Annotated in this window: 17 protein-coding genes and 1 riboswitch; of the genes, 13 read left to right on the top strand and 4 right to left on the bottom strand. The window is 34.3% G+C overall.

What is annotated here, in order from left to right:
* Positions 1 to 22: 22 nt before the first annotated feature.
* Positions 23 to 1,342 (bottom strand): malic enzyme-like NAD(P)-binding protein, encoded by a 1,320-nt coding sequence (locus tag AAGD65_RS05205; RefSeq protein WP_264682385.1) that lies wholly within the window; start codon positions 1,340 to 1,342, stop codon positions 23 to 25.
* A 127-nt stretch (positions 1,343 to 1,469) separates the two neighbouring features.
* Here AAGD65_RS05205 and pgsA point away from each other — a divergent pair, with 127 nt between their 5' ends.
* From pgsA to AAGD65_RS05165, 8 genes are all read left to right on the top strand, one after another.
* Positions 1,470 to 2,012 carry a CDP-diacylglycerol--glycerol-3-phosphate 3-phosphatidyltransferase gene (gene pgsA / locus AAGD65_RS05200; RefSeq protein ID WP_006012406.1) on the top strand — a complete coding sequence of 181 codons (543 nt, stop codon included), beginning with the start codon at positions 1,470 to 1,472 and terminating at the stop codon, positions 2,010 to 2,012.
* Positions 2,013 to 2,112: 100 nt separating this feature from the next.
* Positions 2,113 to 3,120, top strand: coding sequence for a hypothetical protein (locus AAGD65_RS05195; RefSeq protein ID WP_264682387.1), 1,008 nt, complete (start codon positions 2,113 to 2,115; stop codon positions 3,118 to 3,120).
* Between the two features lie 67 nt (positions 3,121 to 3,187).
* Positions 3,188 to 3,865 carry an outer membrane protein assembly factor BamD gene (gene bamD / locus AAGD65_RS05190; RefSeq protein ID WP_264682389.1) on the top strand — a complete coding sequence of 226 codons (678 nt, stop codon included), beginning with the start codon at positions 3,188 to 3,190 and terminating at the stop codon, positions 3,863 to 3,865.
* Positions 3,866 to 3,872: 7 nt separating this feature from the next.
* Positions 3,873 to 4,613 carry a YebC/PmpR family DNA-binding transcriptional regulator gene (locus AAGD65_RS05185; protein ID WP_264682391.1) on the top strand — a complete coding sequence of 247 codons (741 nt, stop codon included), beginning with the start codon at positions 3,873 to 3,875 and terminating at the stop codon, positions 4,611 to 4,613.
* A complete protein-coding gene (locus tag AAGD65_RS05180; RefSeq protein ID WP_264682393.1) occupies positions 4,610 to 5,650 on the top strand; it encodes a M23 family metallopeptidase in 1,041 nt (346 codons plus the stop codon). Before AAGD65_RS05185 ends, AAGD65_RS05180 begins: the two co-directional genes overlap by 4 nt.
* Complete coding sequence (locus AAGD65_RS05175; protein ID WP_264374651.1) at positions 5,634 to 6,503, top strand: SPFH domain-containing protein; 870 nt, start codon at positions 5,634 to 5,636, stop codon at positions 6,501 to 6,503. The genes AAGD65_RS05180 and AAGD65_RS05175 overlap by 17 nt, the downstream gene beginning before the upstream one ends.
* Positions 6,504 to 6,579: 76 nt before the next feature.
* Positions 6,580 to 6,682, top strand: a riboswitch (TPP riboswitch).
* The gene (locus AAGD65_RS05170; RefSeq protein WP_264682396.1) at positions 6,667 to 6,951 is read left to right on the top strand and encodes a SemiSWEET family sugar transporter; all 285 of its coding nucleotides are present in this window, start codon (positions 6,667 to 6,669) and stop codon (positions 6,949 to 6,951) included. It overlaps the preceding riboswitch by 16 nt.
* A complete protein-coding gene (locus AAGD65_RS05165) occupies positions 6,923 to 7,603 on the top strand; it encodes a thiamine diphosphokinase (protein ID WP_341810907.1) in 681 nt (226 codons plus the stop codon). Before AAGD65_RS05170 ends, AAGD65_RS05165 begins: the two co-directional genes overlap by 29 nt.
* A gap of 544 nt (positions 7,604 to 8,147) precedes the next feature.
* On the opposite strand, the gene AAGD65_RS05160 is transcribed toward AAGD65_RS05165, so the two are convergent.
* Both AAGD65_RS05160 and AAGD65_RS05155 read right to left on the bottom strand, forming a co-directional pair.
* Positions 8,148 to 10,124: an ankyrin repeat domain-containing protein gene (locus tag AAGD65_RS05160; RefSeq protein WP_264682400.1), complete on the bottom strand. Its 1,977-nt coding sequence runs from the start codon at positions 10,122 to 10,124 to the stop codon at positions 8,148 to 8,150.
* 78 nt (positions 10,125 to 10,202) lie between these two features.
* Entirely contained in the window at positions 10,203 to 11,357 is a 1,155-nt protein-coding gene (locus tag AAGD65_RS05155; RefSeq protein ID WP_264682402.1) for a Bcr/CflA family efflux MFS transporter, read from the bottom strand.
* Between the two features lie 149 nt (positions 11,358 to 11,506).
* Here AAGD65_RS05155 and ubiE point away from each other — a divergent pair, with 149 nt between their 5' ends.
* Positions 11,507 to 12,205, top strand: a complete 699-nt coding sequence (gene ubiE / locus AAGD65_RS05150) for a bifunctional demethylmenaquinone methyltransferase/2-methoxy-6-polyprenyl-1,4-benzoquinol methylase UbiE (protein ID WP_264682404.1) — start codon at positions 11,507 to 11,509, stop codon at positions 12,203 to 12,205.
* 181 nt (positions 12,206 to 12,386) lie between these two features.
* Entirely contained in the window at positions 12,387 to 14,084 is a 1,698-nt protein-coding gene (locus AAGD65_RS05145) for an ABC transporter ATP-binding protein (RefSeq protein ID WP_264682406.1), read from the top strand.
* A 335-nt stretch (positions 14,085 to 14,419) separates the two neighbouring features.
* On the opposite strand, the gene AAGD65_RS05140 is transcribed toward AAGD65_RS05145, so the two are convergent.
* On the bottom strand, positions 14,420 to 14,671 hold the full coding sequence (locus AAGD65_RS05140; RefSeq protein WP_264704299.1) for a hypothetical protein: 252 nt from the start codon (positions 14,669 to 14,671) through the stop codon (positions 14,420 to 14,422).
* Between the two features lie 64 nt (positions 14,672 to 14,735).
* Between AAGD65_RS05140 and AAGD65_RS05135 the strand changes: the two genes are divergently transcribed.
* The 3 genes from AAGD65_RS05135 (at position 14,736) to argS (ending at position 18,746) form a co-directional block, all read left to right on the top strand.
* Positions 14,736 to 15,260: a hypothetical protein gene (locus AAGD65_RS05135; protein WP_264682408.1), complete on the top strand. Its 525-nt coding sequence runs from the start codon at positions 14,736 to 14,738 to the stop codon at positions 15,258 to 15,260.
* 87 nt (positions 15,261 to 15,347) lie between these two features.
* Entirely contained in the window at positions 15,348 to 16,691 is a 1,344-nt protein-coding gene (locus AAGD65_RS05130) for a hypothetical protein (protein WP_341810906.1), read from the top strand.
* Between the two features lie 348 nt (positions 16,692 to 17,039).
* On the top strand, positions 17,040 to 18,746 hold the full coding sequence (gene argS, locus AAGD65_RS05125; RefSeq protein ID WP_341810905.1) for an arginine--tRNA ligase: 1,707 nt from the start codon (positions 17,040 to 17,042) through the stop codon (positions 18,744 to 18,746).
* Positions 18,747 to 18,802 lie beyond the last annotated feature (56 nt).

Genomic DNA, 18,802 nt, shown 5'->3' with positions numbered 1-18,802 from the left:
TAAGTCTAAAATATGCAATTGATTATTGTGAAGACAATAAATTGAGCGTATTGAGAGCACTAGCAAGACGAGATTTTAATTGACTTGCATACTCACTCCAGTCCTTTATTTCCTTTCTTGCCACACCTGAGGTAACTGCAGCTTTTGCAACAGCAGGAGATACTATAGAAATTAATCTTGGATCAAATGGAGTAGGTATTATATATTCACGTCCATAGCTCATTTTTCGACCGCCATAGGCTGCAGATATCTCATTCGGCACTGGCTCACGGGCAAGCTTTGCTATTGCATCTGCAGCGGCAATTTTCATTTCTTCATTTATTGTCGTTGCATGTACATCAAGTGCTCCTCTGAATATATAAGGAAACCCCATTACGTTATTGACTTGGTTGTTATAGTCTGACCTACCAGTTGCAATTATTGCATCTGGCCTTACAGACTTTGCAAATTCAGGCCTTACTTCTGGATCAGGATTAGCAAGAGCAAAAATGATCGGGTCTTTACCCATGCTTTTTAACATCTCTTCGCTGAGCACATCCTTTGCAGAGAGTCCGATGAATACATCAGAGCCTTTTATGGCATCAAGTAGAGAACGTTCTTTAGTGTCAATTGCATATTTTTCCTTCCACTCATTCATGTCCTCTTTTCTGTCTTTGTGTATTACTCCTTGTTTGTCACATAGTACTATGTTCTTAGCGCCCATAGACTTTAGTATTTCCAAACACGCAATACCAGCTGCTCCAGCTCCATTCATGATGATCTTGACGTCTTCTAATTTCTTTTCAGCAATATCGAGGGCATTTTCTATACCAGCTGCAACAACTACTGCAGTTCCATGTTGATCATCGTGAAAAACCGGAATATCCATCAACTCATTTAGACGTTTCTCTATTATAAAACAATCAGGAGATCTTATATCTTCTAGATTTATTCCCCCCCAACTTGGACCAAGATACCTTACTGCATTGATGAAATCTTCTATGTTTTCTGTGTCAACTTCTATATCAATTGCATCAATGTCAGCAAAACGCTTAAATAAAACAGCTTTTCCTTCCATGACGGGTTTTGAAGCAAGAGGACCGATATTGCCAAGTCCCAGCACTGCGGTGCCATTTGAAATGACAGCCACATAATTGCTTTTTGCCGTGTAATCATAAACAGCTTTAGGATTTTTAGCTATTGCAAGGCATGGAGCTGCAACCCCAGGGGAATAAGCAAGTGATAGGTCATACTGTGTGGATAAGGGTTTTGTTGGTATAATCGACACTTTACCAGGTTTACCACCCCTATTATGATACTTCAGTGCTTCTTGTTTTGTGGTGTTATCTAAATCATTATTCATTCTTATGCTTTGAGCTTATTGTTAGTAATTTCCTAAGTATATGGGGTTTTTATGAATGTTCAACTATTAGCTTGTGAACTCTATTGTACTTCTGTATAAATTTATCTACTACGTAGGGTGATGTGACATGCTTAAGAAAAACGTGCCTAACTTGCTAACAATTTCTCGTGCGCTCGCAATACCGGCAATAATATCAAGCTTTTATATAGAAAGTAAGTATGCAAGTCTAATAACAATATTGATCTTTATGTTTGCGTGCATTACAGATTTTTTTGATGGTTATTTAGCGCGTGCATGGAAAGTCCAATCGAATTTTGGCAAGTTATTTGATCCAATTGCCGACAAGTTAGTAGTAGCTTCAACAATAATCATGCTAGTTTATAAGCATAAGATAGATGATATTACAATTATACCGTCAGTTATAATTGTTTGTAGGGAGATATTAGTTTCAGGCTTGCGGGAGTTCTTGATAGCTACAAACGTTAGTTTACCTGTGAGTAAGGCTGGGAAAATTAAAACATTTTTGCAGATGGTTGCTATAGTAGCGTTAATAATGAGTGATTATGAAGCAACTAAATATATAGGTGTGGTTTGCTTATGGGCTGCGGCTGTTATGACTATGTGGTCAGGCTATAATTACGTTCTAGCTGGCATCAAACAGATTGACTAAATTACTTAAGAGCATACAAAGAAAGTTAATAATTTCACAATATTGACTGATTAGTTAAAATCCTGTATAATGTATTAGTTTATAAATTAGTCAAGTTTGTATGACTGGTATTATTATAGATAGCTTTAATACTGAGTCTTCCTTTAAGAGATCAAGTTCTGAGAAAGATATTAAAATAGAGGATTTTTTTCGAGATTTTTGGCCAACAGTTGATGAAGAAGTCAGAAAAGAAAGAGAGGAAGAAAAAAGCAAAAAGCTCGAACAAGAACTATTAATACTTGAAGAAGGAAAAAAAAAGCAGAAGCTGGAACAGGAGTTATTAACGTTAAAAAAAAGAGAGCTACATAGGAAATGTGTATCATTGGTAACAATGGTTCCATTTGCATTATTGATGGCAATTGAGCTCGAAAAAACATATAGCGATCAGGTATTACTTGGCCTTATAAGCAGCTCATTAGGCCACACTATATTACCTTTCACAGTCTTATCCCTTATTTGCACGCTATATTTAATTTATAATAATAGAAAAATAGCAGAAAAAGAACGAGAGTTGGAGAATATTGAAGATGGAGAAAAAGAAAAGAGAGACCTTCCTTGTACCGTTGATGATTACTTTAACTATGCTGATGCTGCTTTAGTTACATTAGTTATTGTGGCTAGCATAGTAGGTGAAGCATTGGAGCAAGGAATAATAGGAGACGTAGCTTTTTCAATTTCTAGTCTATTTTACTTTGTAGCGAGTGCTACTTTTTGCTATCGTGAGTACAAGAAAAATAAAAATTCTGAAGTAGAAAAAGAGCAAGATTTTGATGAGAAATCTGAAAAAAAGACAAGCAATATGTCTGCAGCTAAGTTAATGCTCGCTGGTTCTTCTTTATTACTAATCAGGAAAATAATATTGATTTCTGGAGTAGCATTAGCATCATCTGCTGTTGGGCCTGCTTTAGGTCTGGTAGGTATTGCTCTTTTGATGGTAGGAAGTGGATTGATTACGCATTCTTATAGTAAAAAGCTAGAGAACGTAGAAGTGAGTGGAAAGGGTGTTGCAATAGGTGGTGGTGCGAGCAATATAGGTAATGGTGGCCAAGAGCCGCTTTTCGTTCGATGATAATGCCAAAAATTTGTTTATTTAGGTAATATTTAGTCTATACTTTATTTTGATCAAAAAAAATCTTATGTATAAGACTTTAATCATATGCTTTTTTCTTCTGACTTGCCCCTTCACGCAGTCGTATGCGAATGATCTTGAACACACTGAAACTGAACTATATGAGGAGGCAGTTAAGCTTTATGATCAGAAAAAATATAAGCAAGCTATTAGAGCATTTCAAAAGATAGAGGATTTGTATCCTTTATCTTATTGGGCAATGAAAGCCAAATTATTGTCTGGGGTTTCTCACTATAATATGGGTAAATACAGCGGTGCTGCAAGTGATATGGATGATTATATATACGTTTATCCAAATGGTGAAGATTTGCCATATGTATATTACTTAAGAGTATTATCTTATTACATGCAAATTAACAAAGTGCAGCTTGGGCAACAAATTGCATATAAAACTTTAGAGCTAGCTACTGAATATATTAATCTTTTTCCGAATAGCGAATATATAGAAGAGATCAAAGAAAAAGAAAAATTAATCACAGAACATATATCAAAAAAAGAGTATTCTATTGGTGAATTTTACCTAAAGCGTGGTGAATATTTAGCAGCAATTAAGCGTTTTCAAGATATGATAAGCGATAAATATTCTTCTAGAGTTATTAGTTATTTAATAACAGCTCACTTAGCTCTTGGCCTTGACTTAGAAGCTGAGCAGTATGAAAATATGTTAGCAGAAGGGGTGAATTAGTTTTTTTATGGCTGGTCATTCACAGTTTTCAAATATAAAACATCGAAAAGGTGCTCAAGATGCAAAGCGCTCGCAAAAATTTACGAAGCTCATTAGGGAAATAACAGTTGCTGCAAAACAAGGGCTACCTGATCCCGAGCTTAATCCACGTCTTCGCTCTGCTATCTTTGCTGCGCGAAAGGAAAATCTACCAAAAGATAAAATAGAAACAGCAATAAAAAATGCAACTGGTAACGTTGCTGGAGAAAATTATGAAGAAATACAATATGAAGGCTGCGGACCTTCTGGTACTGCAATTATTGTTCATGCTCTGACGAATAATCGCAACCGAACCGCTTCTGAGATACGTTATATCTTTTCTCGCAAAGGCGGTAATTTGGGAGAAACAGGATGTGTGAGTTACCTTTTCGATCATGTAGGCTTAATTGTCTATAAAGCAGAGGGTATAAATTTTGAAGATTTATTTAACTATGGAATTGAATTAGAAGTATTGAATGTTGAGGAAAATAACAAGGAAGAATTATATGTTATAACTTGTGGAGTGAAAGATTTTGGTAGAGTGCGTGATGCTTTCTATACAAAATTTGGAGAACCAGAACTTGCTCGTCTTTCATGGCAACCAAAGGACCTGATTGAAGTTAGCGACAAAGAATTAATTGATAAATTATCTACATTAGTTGAAGAGCTAGAAGATAATGATGATGTGCAGTATGTTGAAGGTAATTTTATTTTTGCTGATAAACTATGAGGCTGGTAATATTTCTACTGCTTTGTATTTTACCAGCATATGCAACTGAAACATTTGCGCAGAAAGACTATTGTCATTCCAGTGCCCAGACACTGGAAATTGATTGTAAACAGCACGCTATACAACATTTTCGATTAAAAAACTGGTCAAGCACTGGAATGACACTAACCCACTCTCCAGTGTTATTCCAAGACGGGATCAGGAAAAAAAAAGCTACAGAAAGTGATAGAAAGTTGTTATTCATATCCAGTGACATAAAATCCTCTTTTTTTGATGCAGAAGGTTTGGCGCCAGATACAATAATGAGATTAATCGGCATATATAAAGATTATGGTGTAGATTTTAAAAAAGACATTGTGCCAAAAGGTAAGTTGGAGGTTCTTTTTGAGAAATCGCTCGGTAATCAGAAGGCTGAAGAAAAAATTTTATATACTTCACTCACAACAAGCAATAAAGCTATAAGTTTATATTATTATGAGTCACAAAACAGCAAAGAAGAGTATTTTAATAAAGAGGGGGTAAGCTTGAAGAGTAGCGAAATTTTTGTAAGTCCTTTAAACGGAGATTTTCGTATATCCTCGAATTTTGGTAATAGAAAGCATCCCATTCATGGTAAAATTGCTTTTCATAAAGGAGTAGATTATGCAGCTAAACTTGGCACTCCTATACACGCCACTGCAGAAGGTGTAATAGAATATATAGGAAAGAATGGTGGCTATGGGAATTACATCAAAATAAAGCACAACAATAAATATTCAACTTGTTACGCACATATAAGCAAATTTAGTAGCGATGTAAAGTTAGGCTCTAAAGTAAAGCAGGGTCAGGTTATAGCTTATGTTGGTAGCACTGGTGTTGCAACAGGGCCCCATTTACATTATGAAGTTATGTATAATGGTAAACACATTGATCCGCTTACGATAGCTCATGGCAATGAGATAAAGTTGCCTGATTGTGAATTAAGAGAGTTTAAATTATTTGTAAGTAAGGTAGATGAAATAATCAGCAGAGAGGGTGCAAGTGAAAAAGCAATCTGATGAAGACAGTACAGATAAAAATACAATAAATGATAGAAATCTAAGTAAAATTCGGGCTTTTCCTGTACTAATAGCGCTAGGGTTAATTTTATTGGTACTTTTTGTGTATGACAGCACAATTGCACTTGGAGTTGCTGCTGTTTCAATATTGACTTTTTCTCAAGGATTTTTCGTTAATGATCCTAATGAAGCAAGAGTGATAGAGTTTTTTGGTCATTATATTGGAACTTATTTTAAGTCTGGAATATGCGTAACGCTTCCATTTTCGAGTAAATATAGAGTTTCTTTGAAATTTCAGAATATCAATACAGAAAAAATTAAAGTTAATGATGCTAATGGAAGTCCGATAGAGATTTCAGTAGTAATTGTTTGGAGAGTGAGCAGTCCTGCGAAGGCATATTATAATGTTAATAATTATCATGATTTTGTTTTTGTGCAAAGTGACTCGGTAATTAGAGAACTGGCAAGTAATTATCCGTATGATAGCGAAAACGATGAGGAATCTTTGCGTAAAAATTCTGATAAAATTTCAAATGAATTGAGATCAATGCTACAACAAAGATTGAATATTGCTGGAATTGAAATTGCAGAAGCGAGAATATCGCATTTGGCGTATTCATCTGAGATTGCACAAGCAATGCTGAGACGTCAACAAGCACATGCCATCACCTCTGCAAGAAGGCATATAGTGCAAAATGCAATAGGAATTATCGAAGAAGTAATAGCCCATTTTGAAAAAAATAAAAGCTTACAATTGGATGGAAAACAAAAGGTTCAATTGATAAACAATTTGCTAGTTGCTCTGATCTCTGAGCAGGATGCACAGCCGACTATTAGTTTGGATAATAATTAGCATAGAAGCCGATTGGGTTTCATGAATGCAAGTCACTGTTAATTTCTTGATTAATAGACTAAATGATGTTATAAATTACACGCATTAGGGGTGCTCTAAAAAAGCTGAGAGTACATAAAGTACAACCCTTTGAACCTGATCTTGTTAAAACAAACGTAGGAAAATGTATATAAATATTGAAGAATGCTTTGGCTTCATCGCGTTCATTACATCTCTCATTGGGTTATTGCCTCAAGTATATAGAGCATATATCACAAAACTTACTCGTGACGTATCGATGCTAATGTTGGTGAATTATCTTATTTTTTCATCATCTTGGCTTATTTACGGTATTTGTCAGGGTTTAACTTTTGTGATACTCAGTAATATTGCTGGATTAGTGATCAGTATAATATCAATTGTTCAAAAATGTTACTACGATGCAAAAACTGCACGAAGCGTTTTATAACCATATGCTACATTGTAGCGTGGAGCAAGAATATCGTTCTATTGTAGTACTAAATGGAGAAATACCTGATTCATCGTTTTTTAAACAAGATATACCTGTTATTGCTGTAGATGGAGGAGCAAATAAGCTTCTATCAATTGGCGTAAAACCTGATCTTGTAATAGGAGATTTGGATAGTATAAATCCGAATTTACGTGCTAATTTAAATACAGTATATCTACCTGATCAAGATTATTGCGACTTTTCTAAAGCAATGGCTCACTTAAAAACAGTAAAGTTATTGCCATCAATAGTAACGGGTATTACTGGAGGAGCAATTGATCATATACTACAAAATATCAACATTTTTTCAAGTACAGATAGTATCTTTTATATGCCTTCGCCTTCCATGGTGGGGTACGCCTTACAAAAGGGTATTACCTGTTTTTCCTCTTTGCTAAAAAATACTAAAATATCCTTACTTGGTATACCGAAAGCTCAAATATCAACTAAAGGATTAAAATGGGAACTATGCCATAGTAACCTTGCTTTTCCAGGAAAGAATTCTTGCTTTAATCGAAGTCTAGGCAATGAGTTATCTATAGAAATACACAGCGGCGTGTGTTTAGCAATGATATATTTAGAAGCAGTAAATGATGATGGTGTGTATTGAGTTAAAACATTAAGAAAAAAAAAGTAGAAAAACCGTGTTAACACTAATTCTAAAAACTACAGGCGCCTGTTGTTAGCTAAAGTAAAGGTCAAATATCTGGAATTCTGGACATAAAATCCTCCTGTATAAAAAATATTCAGAATGTACACACAACAGATGTAGCTGAATTTTTATTGAAAAATTGGTTAAAAGGTCTGCAGACCAAGATAAATTTTGAGCTCTCTAAATATCTCTACCATCATTATAATGGCATCTTGAGTATGCGGAAGCAATTTTTTCATTAAAATAAAAAATTTTATTCTACAGCTTAAAAAGGAGTTTGCTAATTTTCACACTGAATCGGATTTCACTACTCAAACCTAGAAACTTTAATGTATCAAGGTATCTGTTCAGGGGAATGTTCAAGTCAGTGCTCCCTTTCTTGTCATTCCAGTGCTTGACACTGGAATCCATTATACTCCGTAAATTTAACTGGGTGCCAGTGTCAGCTACTTTCATGACATCAATTGATTTTCCTTTGAATGCCAGTTATGCAAGAAATCTATTATATAATATTATTGTCACCCTCTTGATAGTTTGTTAGCTCCTCTCCTCCTGAGTTACTTGGTGCAATTATTTGATCAGATTCAGTTGATGGTTCATCAGATCCAAACAACCATGAAAAAAAGCCACCAAAAAATGATGCAATTAAAGAAAAGGGCTTCATAATTATATTAAGCAAATTATCGAAAAAAGAGCTCGGTTGCTCTTCATTTGTCGATACTCTATTTTGTGTAGGTTCTGCATAAGGAAGATGTCCATTATCAGCAGCTTCAATTTTTACATCACTTTCTTCTTCTGAACTGATCTCCTGTGATTCTTCCTCTTGTTCTTGTAAACTTAGTTGGGCATTACCTTCTTGCTCAGCATCTTCCTCTTGACCTACTTCATTATCTTTTGATGCTATACTGTCATCAATTTTTTTGGGGGGTTTTAGTAATAGAGTTTTTATTTCTTCTGTGCTAGCTAAATCTAAAGGAGTCTTTCCATATTTATCTTGTGCATTAACATTTGCTTCTGCGTTTATTAGAGCTTCTACTATCTCTTTTCTATCATAGTTTGCAGCCCAATGTAAAGGAGTCCTCTCATCCTTATCTACTGCGTTAACATTTACTTCTGCGTTTATTAGAGCTTTTACTATCTCTTTTCTACCATATCCTGCAGCCCAATGTAAAGGAGTCCTCTCATCCTTATCTACTGCATTAACATTTGCCTTCATTCCTATTAGAATATCGACCATCTTTTCACGGCTCCACGATACATTAGGCAATGTATTCCAGTTGTTTTTTTCAATTACCAGGTGTAAAGGAGTCTTTCCATCTATATTTTGTAAATTAACATTGATACTTTCTACTTTCAGTAGATCGTCCAATTCAGGTATCTCCATCGCTTTCTTTTTTAAAAAAAAATGCAAAGGAGTCTCTTTATTTTTATCTGTTAGATTAACATTGATGCCTTTTTTGTTCAGTAGAGTATAGAATTTATCTGTATCTATATCTAGGTCTATTTTTTGAAGAATTAAATGTAAAGGGGTTTCTCCTGCATTATTTTGTGCATTAACGTCTGCTCCTTTATCAAGTAGAAATTTTACTATCTTTTCTGTATCTTTATATCTACTTTTAGCAGCAAAATGTAAAGGGGTACTTAGATCATCACTTTGTGCATCAACCTTTGCTCCTTTGCTGAGTAGAAATTCTACTACGTCTTTATGTCCATATTTAGCAGCAAAATGTAAAGGGGTGCTTAGATCATCACTTTGTGCATCAACCTTTGCTCCTTTACTGAATAGAAATTCTACTACACCTTTATGTCCATTTTGAGCAGCCAAATGTAGAGGAGTCTCTTCAAATTCATTTTTTGCATCAATTTTTGCTCCTTTGCTGAGTAGAAATTCCACTACGTCTTTATGTCCATTTTGAGCAGATAAGTGTAGAGGGGTCTCTTCAAATTCATTTTCTGCGTTAACCTGTACTTTTTCTTCTCTATTTAACAGATTTTCTACATCATCAATATTACCGCTTTTAGCAGCTTCAAGCAATTTATCATTGGCATCTTTTATGCTTTGTAATAGATTTTTTATTTCTTCTGTCTTAGCTAAATCTAAAGGAGTCTGTCCTTTATCATTTTTTGTATTAACATTTGCTTCTTTCTTTAATAGGTCTTCTACTGCTTTCAAGTCGCCAAGTCTGGCAGCCAGATGTAGAGAAACCTTACAATGCTCAGCTTTTACTTCTTCGTATTTATTTAACACGTGGCGTTCTCGAGAAGAGTCATAAGCAATAAAATCTGCTCCATTATCTAATAGAACTTTTGCTATATAAGAATGATTATTTTTAACAGCCCAATATAGAGAATTACCTTGAGATCCATCATATGCATTAACATCAGCTTCTTCAATTATTAGGCGCTTTGCTTCATTAAGATCACCTCTTTTAGCAGCATCAAGTAAAGCAGCATCTATATTTCTGATTGAATAATTCATTTAACACTTCTCTATAAAATTGCATTACTATAGTAAGGTAATTAATAATTCATGAAATCTGGGTTGTAGAAATAATGATTATCCTTCGTGTTTTTCAGTATATTTAAGTAAACTATATATAAGAATTGCAATTATAGAACATACAACTGTTAATAGTAAATTTGGTAAAATGCCATAAGAAAAGAATTTTCCTACTATGTATATTCCAACAGCCCCAAACATCATATTGCAAAATGAGAGAACTGCACTACCAAGCCCTATACTTTTGACCGTTTCTAAAGCAGAAGTTACGTTATTGCTGATTACGAGTGCAAGTCCTATATTGCTTGGAATCCAAAGAACTTGAAGAATAAGTACGTTCAATTTGTTCATGAAATAAAAATATACCAATAAACCATCAGATATTATTGGTAATACCAAACCTATGATTAGCATCTTGCTCACTCCTATTTTTGGTACGTACCTTCTGTTAATTAAAGTGCCGATTACGTAAAATATGACTATGATTGATATGAGATAGCCAAAATATTGTACTTCAATACCCATTGATTCAAATATGAACGGATAGTTAGCAATGTATGCCCAAAGCCACATGAAAGTTAATCCATGAATGGCTGAAAACCCAAGAAAACGATAATTCCTGAATATTGATATATATTGCTTGAAGATATTGATGGCTATGTTGGTTTGATTTTTATTTACAGTGAGCGTTTCTTGCAGCTTCAAGTAAATAAAAATGAGCATAATAATTGCAGCAAGTGATATGATAAAAAACAAAAATTTCCAACTATAACCATGTGAAATTATATAACTGCCTACCACTGGAGCTATTCCAGGTGAAAGCGCTACTACCATATTTAACTTTGAGATTACTCTTGAGTATTCACTACCTGAGTACATATCTCTGATTGCTGCATATCCGACAACGCCTGCAACACCAGCTCCAGCTCCTTGTATAAACCGGATTAATATTAAAAGTATAATATTATCAGCTATGCAACATACAATACTTGCCAAAGTAAAAATTGTCATACCAATCAGCATTATTAGGCGCCTACCATAATAGTCTGACAGTGGGCCATAAATTAATCCAGATATTGCAACTCCTACTAAATTTAAACTGATCGTAAGCTGCGCTATATTACCTTTCACCTTAAAATAGTTGGCAATACTTGGCAATGCAACTGAGTATAAGTCTGTTGCCATATCAACAACTGCTACAGATAATATCATAATAAGAGAGATGATATTTTGTGAAAAAGCTGTCGACACTAATGATTTACTGGATTAAATATGTTTAATTGTAGTATATTTTTCTCATTAGTATATTAATTTAACTGCTAAAGTTTAAAATAATTATGTAAGCAATCTCTATATAAAATATGGATAAATCACAACTAGTTAAAGAGGTTTTCGATTCTGTAGCAAATTGCTACGACATCATGAATGATATAATGAGTCTTGGAATGCACAGGCTATGGAAAGAGAAGATGGTAAGTAGTGTGCATTTTAAAAAGAACTCCAAGGTTTTGGATATTGCTGGAGGAACCGGAGATATAGCTATAAGAATAGCAAGAGGTGAACCAAGTACTCAAGTTACAGTATGTGATATAAATCAAAACATGCTGGACAAAGGGCGTGATAAAGCTATAAATTCAAATCAGCTAAATTTCAATTGGGTATGTGCAAATGCAGAGAGTTTACCATTTGAAGATTCCGAATTTGATTATTATACAGTAGCTTTTGGTATTCGAAACTTTTCCGACCGTAAGAAGGCTTTAAGTGAAGCATATAGGGTATTGAAGCAAAATGGACAATTTGTCTGCTTGGAATTTGCCCCTATGCATTATCAAAATGAGATATTCACCAAATTTTATGACTTATACTCATTTAAAGTAATTCCTAAAATTGGTAGCATAGTTGCTAAAGATAAGGGTTCTTATGAATATTTAGTGAAAAGCATCAGAGAATTTCCAACTCAAACTAATTTTAAAATGGAAATTGAAGAGATAGGCTTTAAGAATGTTGAGTTCTATAATATGAGTTATGGAATAGTAGCATTACATATTGGAACAAAATGAATATTAAACTCTGGTCTATTCAGTAGTTTTTTTGCTAACTTTCTGTAATTTCGCAGCGTTTTTTCTTCAGTAGAAATCAAGCTAAAGTTTCTTGAACGTATTGCTCTAACGAAGTACACTGTAAACTAATATTGTAACTTTTTCCTGAAGCTAAAATCTATATAATTAACTTAAAAATAAAATGCGATCTAACATTAAGCAGTTATTTTATTATATAAAACCTAATCTACATTATTTTACCGTAGCTTTTATTGCAGTTCTATTTTCAGCTTTAACGATTCTTCTTTTTGGTAGGGGCTTAAGCAACATAATTGATTCTGGCGCAGAGCATAACTTTACTACCAAGCTCGTAGTTTCAATACTGATAGTTTTAGGCATTTCTTTCACTGCATTTATTCGGTTATATTTCATTGGCATTGGCAGCGAGAAAGTTATCGCAAGAATCAGATACGACTTATATAGCAGTATCACTGACTTGCAACCAAGTTTCTTTGAGAACACAGGCGTACAAGATGTTATCTCAGCACTCATTACTGATACCTCTGCATTGCAATCGATAATAAACAGCAGCTTACTGACAATATTGAGGAATTTTGTGGTACTGACTGGTAGTGTTGCAATGCTGTTATACACAAATCTACATTTAACCGCATATGCAGCTGCAATAATACCCATACTGCTCATTATCATGACTTCACTTGGAAAAAAAGTTCGCAATTATGCACGCTTTGCTCAGGATAAATTAAGTGAGCTTGCATCATTTAGTGAGGAAAATTTTAGATCTATAGTAACCATTAAATCATTTGTACTAGAAGAAAATGAAAAAATTCGTTTTCAGAAACATCTAAACTCAGTATCAAAATCATACGTAAAATTAGTACTCTTGCGTGCTATTTTAGTAACTCTAGTTATCACGTGTGTGATAGGTTCGCTAGTTATTTTGCTTTTTTTTGGAATAAAAGAAGTCTTAAGCAATAATATAACTATTGGAGAACTCTCCTCATTTGTGTTTTATTCAGCGCTTGCGGCAGGAGCTGTCAACAATTTGAGCGATAACGTCAGTGACCTACAACGAGGTCTTGGAATTGTAGAGCGTTTGTTTGAGTTTACGAACATGAAAAGCTCTATAGTAAATGGCGAAAATCCTATAAGAATTAATAGTATTCAAAAAGAAATTGCGTTTAACGATGTAACATTTTTTTATGCTGATAAGCCAGCATTAAATAACGTATCATTTTCTATAGAGGCAGGCCAATCAGTATCAATTGTTGGACCATCTGGCAGTGGCAAGAGCACCATTTTAAAGCTTCTGCTCCGTTTTCACGATCCAAGTGAAGGCAGTATTACTATCGATGGACAGAATATTAAGACAATTGCGCTAAATGATCTAAGATCGCTGTTTGGCTTAGTACCACAAGATCACATGATATTTTCTTGCTCAATAATGGAAAATATACTATACGGCAAACCGGGTGCTGAATATGAGGAAGTCAGGCAAGCAGCTATCAGTGCGTATGCGATGGAATTTATTGATAAGCTGCCGGATAAATTTGATACATTTGTAGGAAAAAGAGGACTAAAGCTTTCCGAAGGGCAAAAACAACGCATCATAATAGCAAGAGCAATACTAAAAAATCCTCAGGTTTTAATACTTGATGAAGCAACTTCCGCTCTTGATTATAAAAGTGAAAACCTAGTGCAAAAAGCACTGAGCAAGTTAATGCAAAACAGAACAACAATTATAATTACGCACAGGCTATCAACCGCACTCAAAACTGACAAGATTATAGTGATTAATTGCGGGAAAGTAGAAGAAGTAGGAGCTCATGATTCTCTAATGAGTAAAGATGGGCTGTATGCAAAATTGGCGAAGATATAGTAAAAACTGAAGGAAAATTTGAGTCATACTTGTTGGTTGTTATGCTAGATTGATAATGAAAATTATTAAATCTTTAATCATTTTAACTTATAATAATCTCATAGTATTTTTTTAAGGATCATTATGGTTTATAATTACAGTAATTTACCAAAACTACCATTTACGGGTTATAATTTGCCAGTACCAGCATTACAAGGACCAGTATCGAATTGTGCACAAGCTTGTACACCTGCATTTGTACCTTGTACTACTAATTCCTGCCACAATCATTTTAACTCATATCATAACTATTATGATACATGTTATAATCCTTGTGATACGTTTGATTTTTTCTGCTAAGAGATTAGATTTAAATCACTCACAAACGTACGTTCTTTCACTCTTGCTATACGTACTTCCAATAGCACATGGGAAACCATGTGCTTCACATTTTGCTTTAAAATACAATAAATTTGACTACTGACAGCTTTTTCTTGAAATCTTAGCAGCATTTTGCTGTGGCAAAGCTTTTCAATGCGAATATCTTCTATATTAAAGTCGTATTTTGAAATGTACTGTAAGTTTGTATATTCTAATTTTAGCCTCAAAATTATTAAATCATTAACTTTTTTATCCTATAATAATCTAATAGTTATTTTTTAAAGGATTCTTATGAATTATAATTTTTCCTCATCTCCACGTGTTGGTTCATGTATTCCTACGCGCACAGCTTGCACAACTGACCCACGGTACCATAATAATTTTGGTCCACATTGTCATAACCACTTTAACCCACATTGCCATGACCACTTTGATCCGTGTTGTGATAGACTCGAATTAAATATACAGCTTCCTGATATAAAAATACCTCCTTGTCCTGCTTGTCCAGAACCTAAAAAACCAATTGACTTTTCAAAGCTTTCAATAGTAGTTGATGCAGTTTCTGGAGAGATTAAAGATGCCATTACTAAGAAATCTAGTGGTTTAATGTTTGCAAAATGTAAAGAAATTATTGATAAAAGTGACAACAATCTTGAAATTGGTCCAGACAATCGTATCAAAGGACAATGTGATAGTAATCCTGAATGCAAAGCTTGTGTGGATGCGATAAATGCTTCTATAATAGATACGCGCACAGAATCAGCATTTTCTCCTGAACAAATGTCAGTACCAGAAGGTATTGTTTATATTATATGAAAGTAATGAAGGTGTATACATTGTTAGTATACACTTCTATTTTATGTTAACTTTTTAGTAACCTTTATTTATTAATGGAGCAATTTTATGTTAAAGAACACTTCCCCTTATTCAAATAATAGGCATGTAAGTCATATACGTCAACTGCCACATATATTGAAAATTAATTTACATACAAGGCTAGATGATGGTAAAGACCCTAAATCCAAGATTGATGATAAAACTAAGAATGAACTGAAAGAAGAGATTAAAAATGAACTAGAGAAAGATCTTAAGTGTGAGATTGGTGATAAGACTAAGAATGAACTGAAAGAAGAGATTAAAAATGAACTAAAGAAAGATCTTAAGTGTGAGATTGGTGATAAGACTAAGAATGAGATAAAGGATAAAATAAAAAATGAACTAGAGAAAGATCTTAAGTTTGAGATTGATGATAAGACTAAGAATGAGATAAAGGATAAAATAAAAAATGAACTAGAGAAAGATCTTAAGTTTGAGATTGGTGATAAGACTAAGGATGAACTGAAAGAAAAGATTAAAAATGAACTAGAGAAAGATCTTAATTGTAAGATTGATGACAAGACTAAGGATGAACTGAAAGAAAAGATTAAAAATGAACTAGAGAAAGATCTTAATTGTAAGATTGATGATAAGGCTAAGGATGAATTGATAAAGGAAGTAGAAGAAAAAATAGACAAAGAATTAAGGGTAAAGTTAAATTGTGACATATTAAAAACGTGTAACCTTGAAGAGAAAACTAGAAAAATATTTGACGAAGGTGAGTGTGACCGAAAAGGATGTGACAACAGCAGAAAAGATGGTAACTATATTGAAGTAACTCAGAATGGTAAGCTTTATATAAGAGAGGCATTAAATAAAATTTACCCTGACTTAAGTGCAGACATTATTGACAAAATTAAAACCGATGATTATTATGTAAAACAACTTGGTATAGCAGCAACTAACTGCGATAAGAATGGCATGGAATACCCTTTTATCACTTGGAGAGGAAGTATGAATGCAAATTGCATGACTATTCCTCCGAATAGTCTTTGCAAAGAATCTTATAATGTACGCCAAATTGGTGACAGGAATGATTGGCCTGATTGGTATGCATCTTGTAAAAATCACGTATTTTCTGACGATGCTTATTTAACTAACACAAGAGCATATTACTACCCTGACAGCATTGACAAAAATAAGCCGGTGGTAGTACTTTCTCAAAGTGAATCACTGATTGTTGCTGACAAAAAAACAGATAGACTTATAAAAAAAGATGGGACAATAAGTAATAAAACTTTTGATGAATGCAAAGAATTTTTTGATCAGGAGGGAAACGTAACTGATTGTACAGAAAACGGAAGAGATTGTGAACTTTGCAAAGAAGTAATTTGGTATTCTTCAGAGGTAGTGCCAGTGTTTTTTATATAAATGATATTTTGAACAGGGAATGGTATAAGCTTATACGATTTTGATACATGTGCCATTAAAGAAAAGACTGCAAGATTAGGCTTTTGCATAACCATATGAAAAACCAATAGCCCATTCTTCTTTGTCATTCCAGCGTTACGCGTTGGAATGACAGAGCTATAGGTGTCATCCAAGTAGCTGACACGGAGCAACACGTCATACCACCGCGGCCGCTAACTAGTAGCGGAATGACAGTTCTTCAAATTGTCGGTAAACCTAAGTCACTTTAGCTATAGATTACATCAGATAACCCTTCAACTAGCCCCACTTATTCGCTATACTGCTACAGGTCTTATAGCTTTTTAGTTAATGAACATTTTCAAGCAGGTTTCCTCTCTAATTTCCAGCAAGTTAAATGAGTTGAAGCAAAGGGGTATTATAAGCACGAATGCAACAAACTTTATTGTAGAACCTCCGAGCAATAGAGCGCATGGAGATATTTACACAAATGTTGCTATGGTGCTTGCAAAGCATGAAAAAAAGAATCCAGTTGAGATTGCAGGGATCTTAGCAGAAGAATTTAAATCTTTTGATGAAGTTGCAAAAGTGGAAATAGCAGGTCCTGGGTTCATCAATATGCACTTGAAAATGGAAGTATGGTATGGGATTTTAAAACAAATAAATGAGCTAAAAACGGAGTTTGGCACTCTCAACATTGGAAACAATCAGGCCATCAATGTTGAGTTTGTATCTGCAAATCCAACCGGTCCACTGCATATTGGTCATGCAAGAGGGGCAGTGTTTGGTGATGTTTTGGCAAATTTATTGAAAAAAGTTGGTTATAAAGTTACTAAGGAATACTATATTAATGATGCTGGAGCGCAGATAGATACGCTAATTCGGTCAGTATATTTGCGGTATAAGGAAGCTCTGGGAGAGAAAATTAGCATCGAAAAAGGTTTATACCCAGGTGAATATTTAAAACCAATAGGGGAGGGGCTAGCTAAAAAATATGGCAAGGAGCTTAGAGAAGAGGAGGATAATCAAATAATTAGAGAGTATACTTTAAGTTCCATTTTAGAGATAATAAAGGAAGACATGAACTTACTTGGAGTAAGTCATGATGTCTTTACTTCAGAGTATGAGCTACAAAAAAATGGCAAAATCGAAGAGAGTATAAAGATATTGTCTGACAAGGGTCTAGTGTATGAAGGGTACCTGGAGAAACCAAAAGGCAAAGAAAGTGAAAGTTGGACTTCTAGAAAAGAAATGTTATTTCGCTCTACAACATTTGGTGATGATGTTGACCGCGCACTAAAAAAAGAGGATGGTAGCTGGACTTATTTTGCATCGGATATTGCTTACCATTTTGATAAGATATCACGTGGTTTTAACAATATGATCGTAGAGCTCGGCAGTGACCATGGCGGTTATATTAAAAGGCTTAGAGCAGTTGTCTCTGCGCTCAGTGATGATCAAGCAAAGATAGAGGTAAAACTGCATAATATTGTGAATTTCTTCGAAAATGGCAAACCTGTTAAGATGTCGAAAAGATCAGGAAATTTTCTTACAGCTAGGGATGTAGTGGAAGAGGTTGGCAGGGATATAACTCGTTTTATAATGTTAACACGCAAGAATGATATGGTCTTGGACTTTGATTTTGCTAAAGTTAAAGAACAGTCAAAAGACAACCCTATTTTTTATGTGCAATATGCGCACGCCCGTGCTCATTCGTTAATGCGTAATGCTCCAAAAGAGCTCCCAACAGCAGACCCTTCACTTTTAAAGACAGATGGGGAGCTATTCCTCATAAAAACCTTAGCAAAGTGGCCAGATGTGGTAGAAATATCTGCAAGGCTTTGTGAGCCACATAGAATCACTTTCTACTTACTTGAAGTTGCAGAAGCGTTTCACGTTTTATGGGGATATGGCAAAAGTGATTTAAATATGCGGTTTATACTGGAGAATAACTTAAATTTCACCGCTGCAAGAATGTTTCTCGTCCAAGCCTTAGCACACGTCATTGCTTCTGGACTTTCGATTTTTAATATAGAGCCTTTGAAAGAGATGAGTTAATTTTAATGCGTAATATTAAATGTGATAATAAATTATTGATGTAAGTACAATAAGGC

This window comes from Wolbachia endosymbiont (group B) of Chesias legatella (assembly GCF_964026945.1).
Taxonomy (GTDB): Bacteria; Pseudomonadota; Alphaproteobacteria; order Rickettsiales; family Anaplasmataceae; genus Wolbachia.
This window is presented reverse-complemented; position numbering and strand designations above follow the sequence as displayed.

Excerpts from the sequence above, each read along its gene's own strand:
- AAGD65_RS05205 (WP_264682385.1), bottom strand. The coding sequence starts at position 1,342 with ATGAATAATGATTTAGATAACACCACAAAACAAGAAGCACTGAAGTAT.
- pgsA (WP_006012406.1), top strand. The coding sequence starts at position 1,470 with ATGCTTAAGAAAAACGTGCCTAACTTGCTAACAATTTCTCGTGCGCTC.
- AAGD65_RS05195 (WP_264682387.1), top strand. The coding sequence starts at position 2,113 with ATGACTGGTATTATTATAGATAGCTTTAATACTGAGTCTTCCTTTAAG.
- bamD (WP_264682389.1), top strand. The coding sequence starts at position 3,188 with ATGTATAAGACTTTAATCATATGCTTTTTTCTTCTGACTTGCCCCTTC.
- AAGD65_RS05185 (WP_264682391.1), top strand. The coding sequence starts at position 3,873 with ATGGCTGGTCATTCACAGTTTTCAAATATAAAACATCGAAAAGGTGCT.
- AAGD65_RS05180 (WP_264682393.1), top strand. The coding sequence starts at position 4,610 with ATGAGGCTGGTAATATTTCTACTGCTTTGTATTTTACCAGCATATGCA.
- AAGD65_RS05170 (WP_264682396.1), top strand. The coding sequence starts at position 6,667 with ATGTATATAAATATTGAAGAATGCTTTGGCTTCATCGCGTTCATTACA.
- AAGD65_RS05165 (WP_341810907.1), top strand. The coding sequence starts at position 6,923 with ATGCAAAAACTGCACGAAGCGTTTTATAACCATATGCTACATTGTAGC.
- AAGD65_RS05160 (WP_264682400.1), bottom strand. The coding sequence starts at position 10,124 with ATGAATTATTCAATCAGAAATATAGATGCTGCTTTACTTGATGCTGCT.
- AAGD65_RS05155 (WP_264682402.1), bottom strand. The coding sequence starts at position 11,357 with ATGATATTATCTGTAGCAGTTGTTGATATGGCAACAGACTTATACTCA.
- ubiE (WP_264682404.1), top strand. The coding sequence starts at position 11,507 with ATGGATAAATCACAACTAGTTAAAGAGGTTTTCGATTCTGTAGCAAAT.
- AAGD65_RS05145 (WP_264682406.1), top strand. The coding sequence starts at position 12,387 with ATGCGATCTAACATTAAGCAGTTATTTTATTATATAAAACCTAATCTA.
- AAGD65_RS05135 (WP_264682408.1), top strand. The coding sequence starts at position 14,736 with ATGAATTATAATTTTTCCTCATCTCCACGTGTTGGTTCATGTATTCCT.
- AAGD65_RS05130 (WP_341810906.1), top strand. The coding sequence starts at position 15,348 with ATGTTAAAGAACACTTCCCCTTATTCAAATAATAGGCATGTAAGTCAT.
- argS (WP_341810905.1), top strand. The coding sequence starts at position 17,040 with ATGAACATTTTCAAGCAGGTTTCCTCTCTAATTTCCAGCAAGTTAAAT.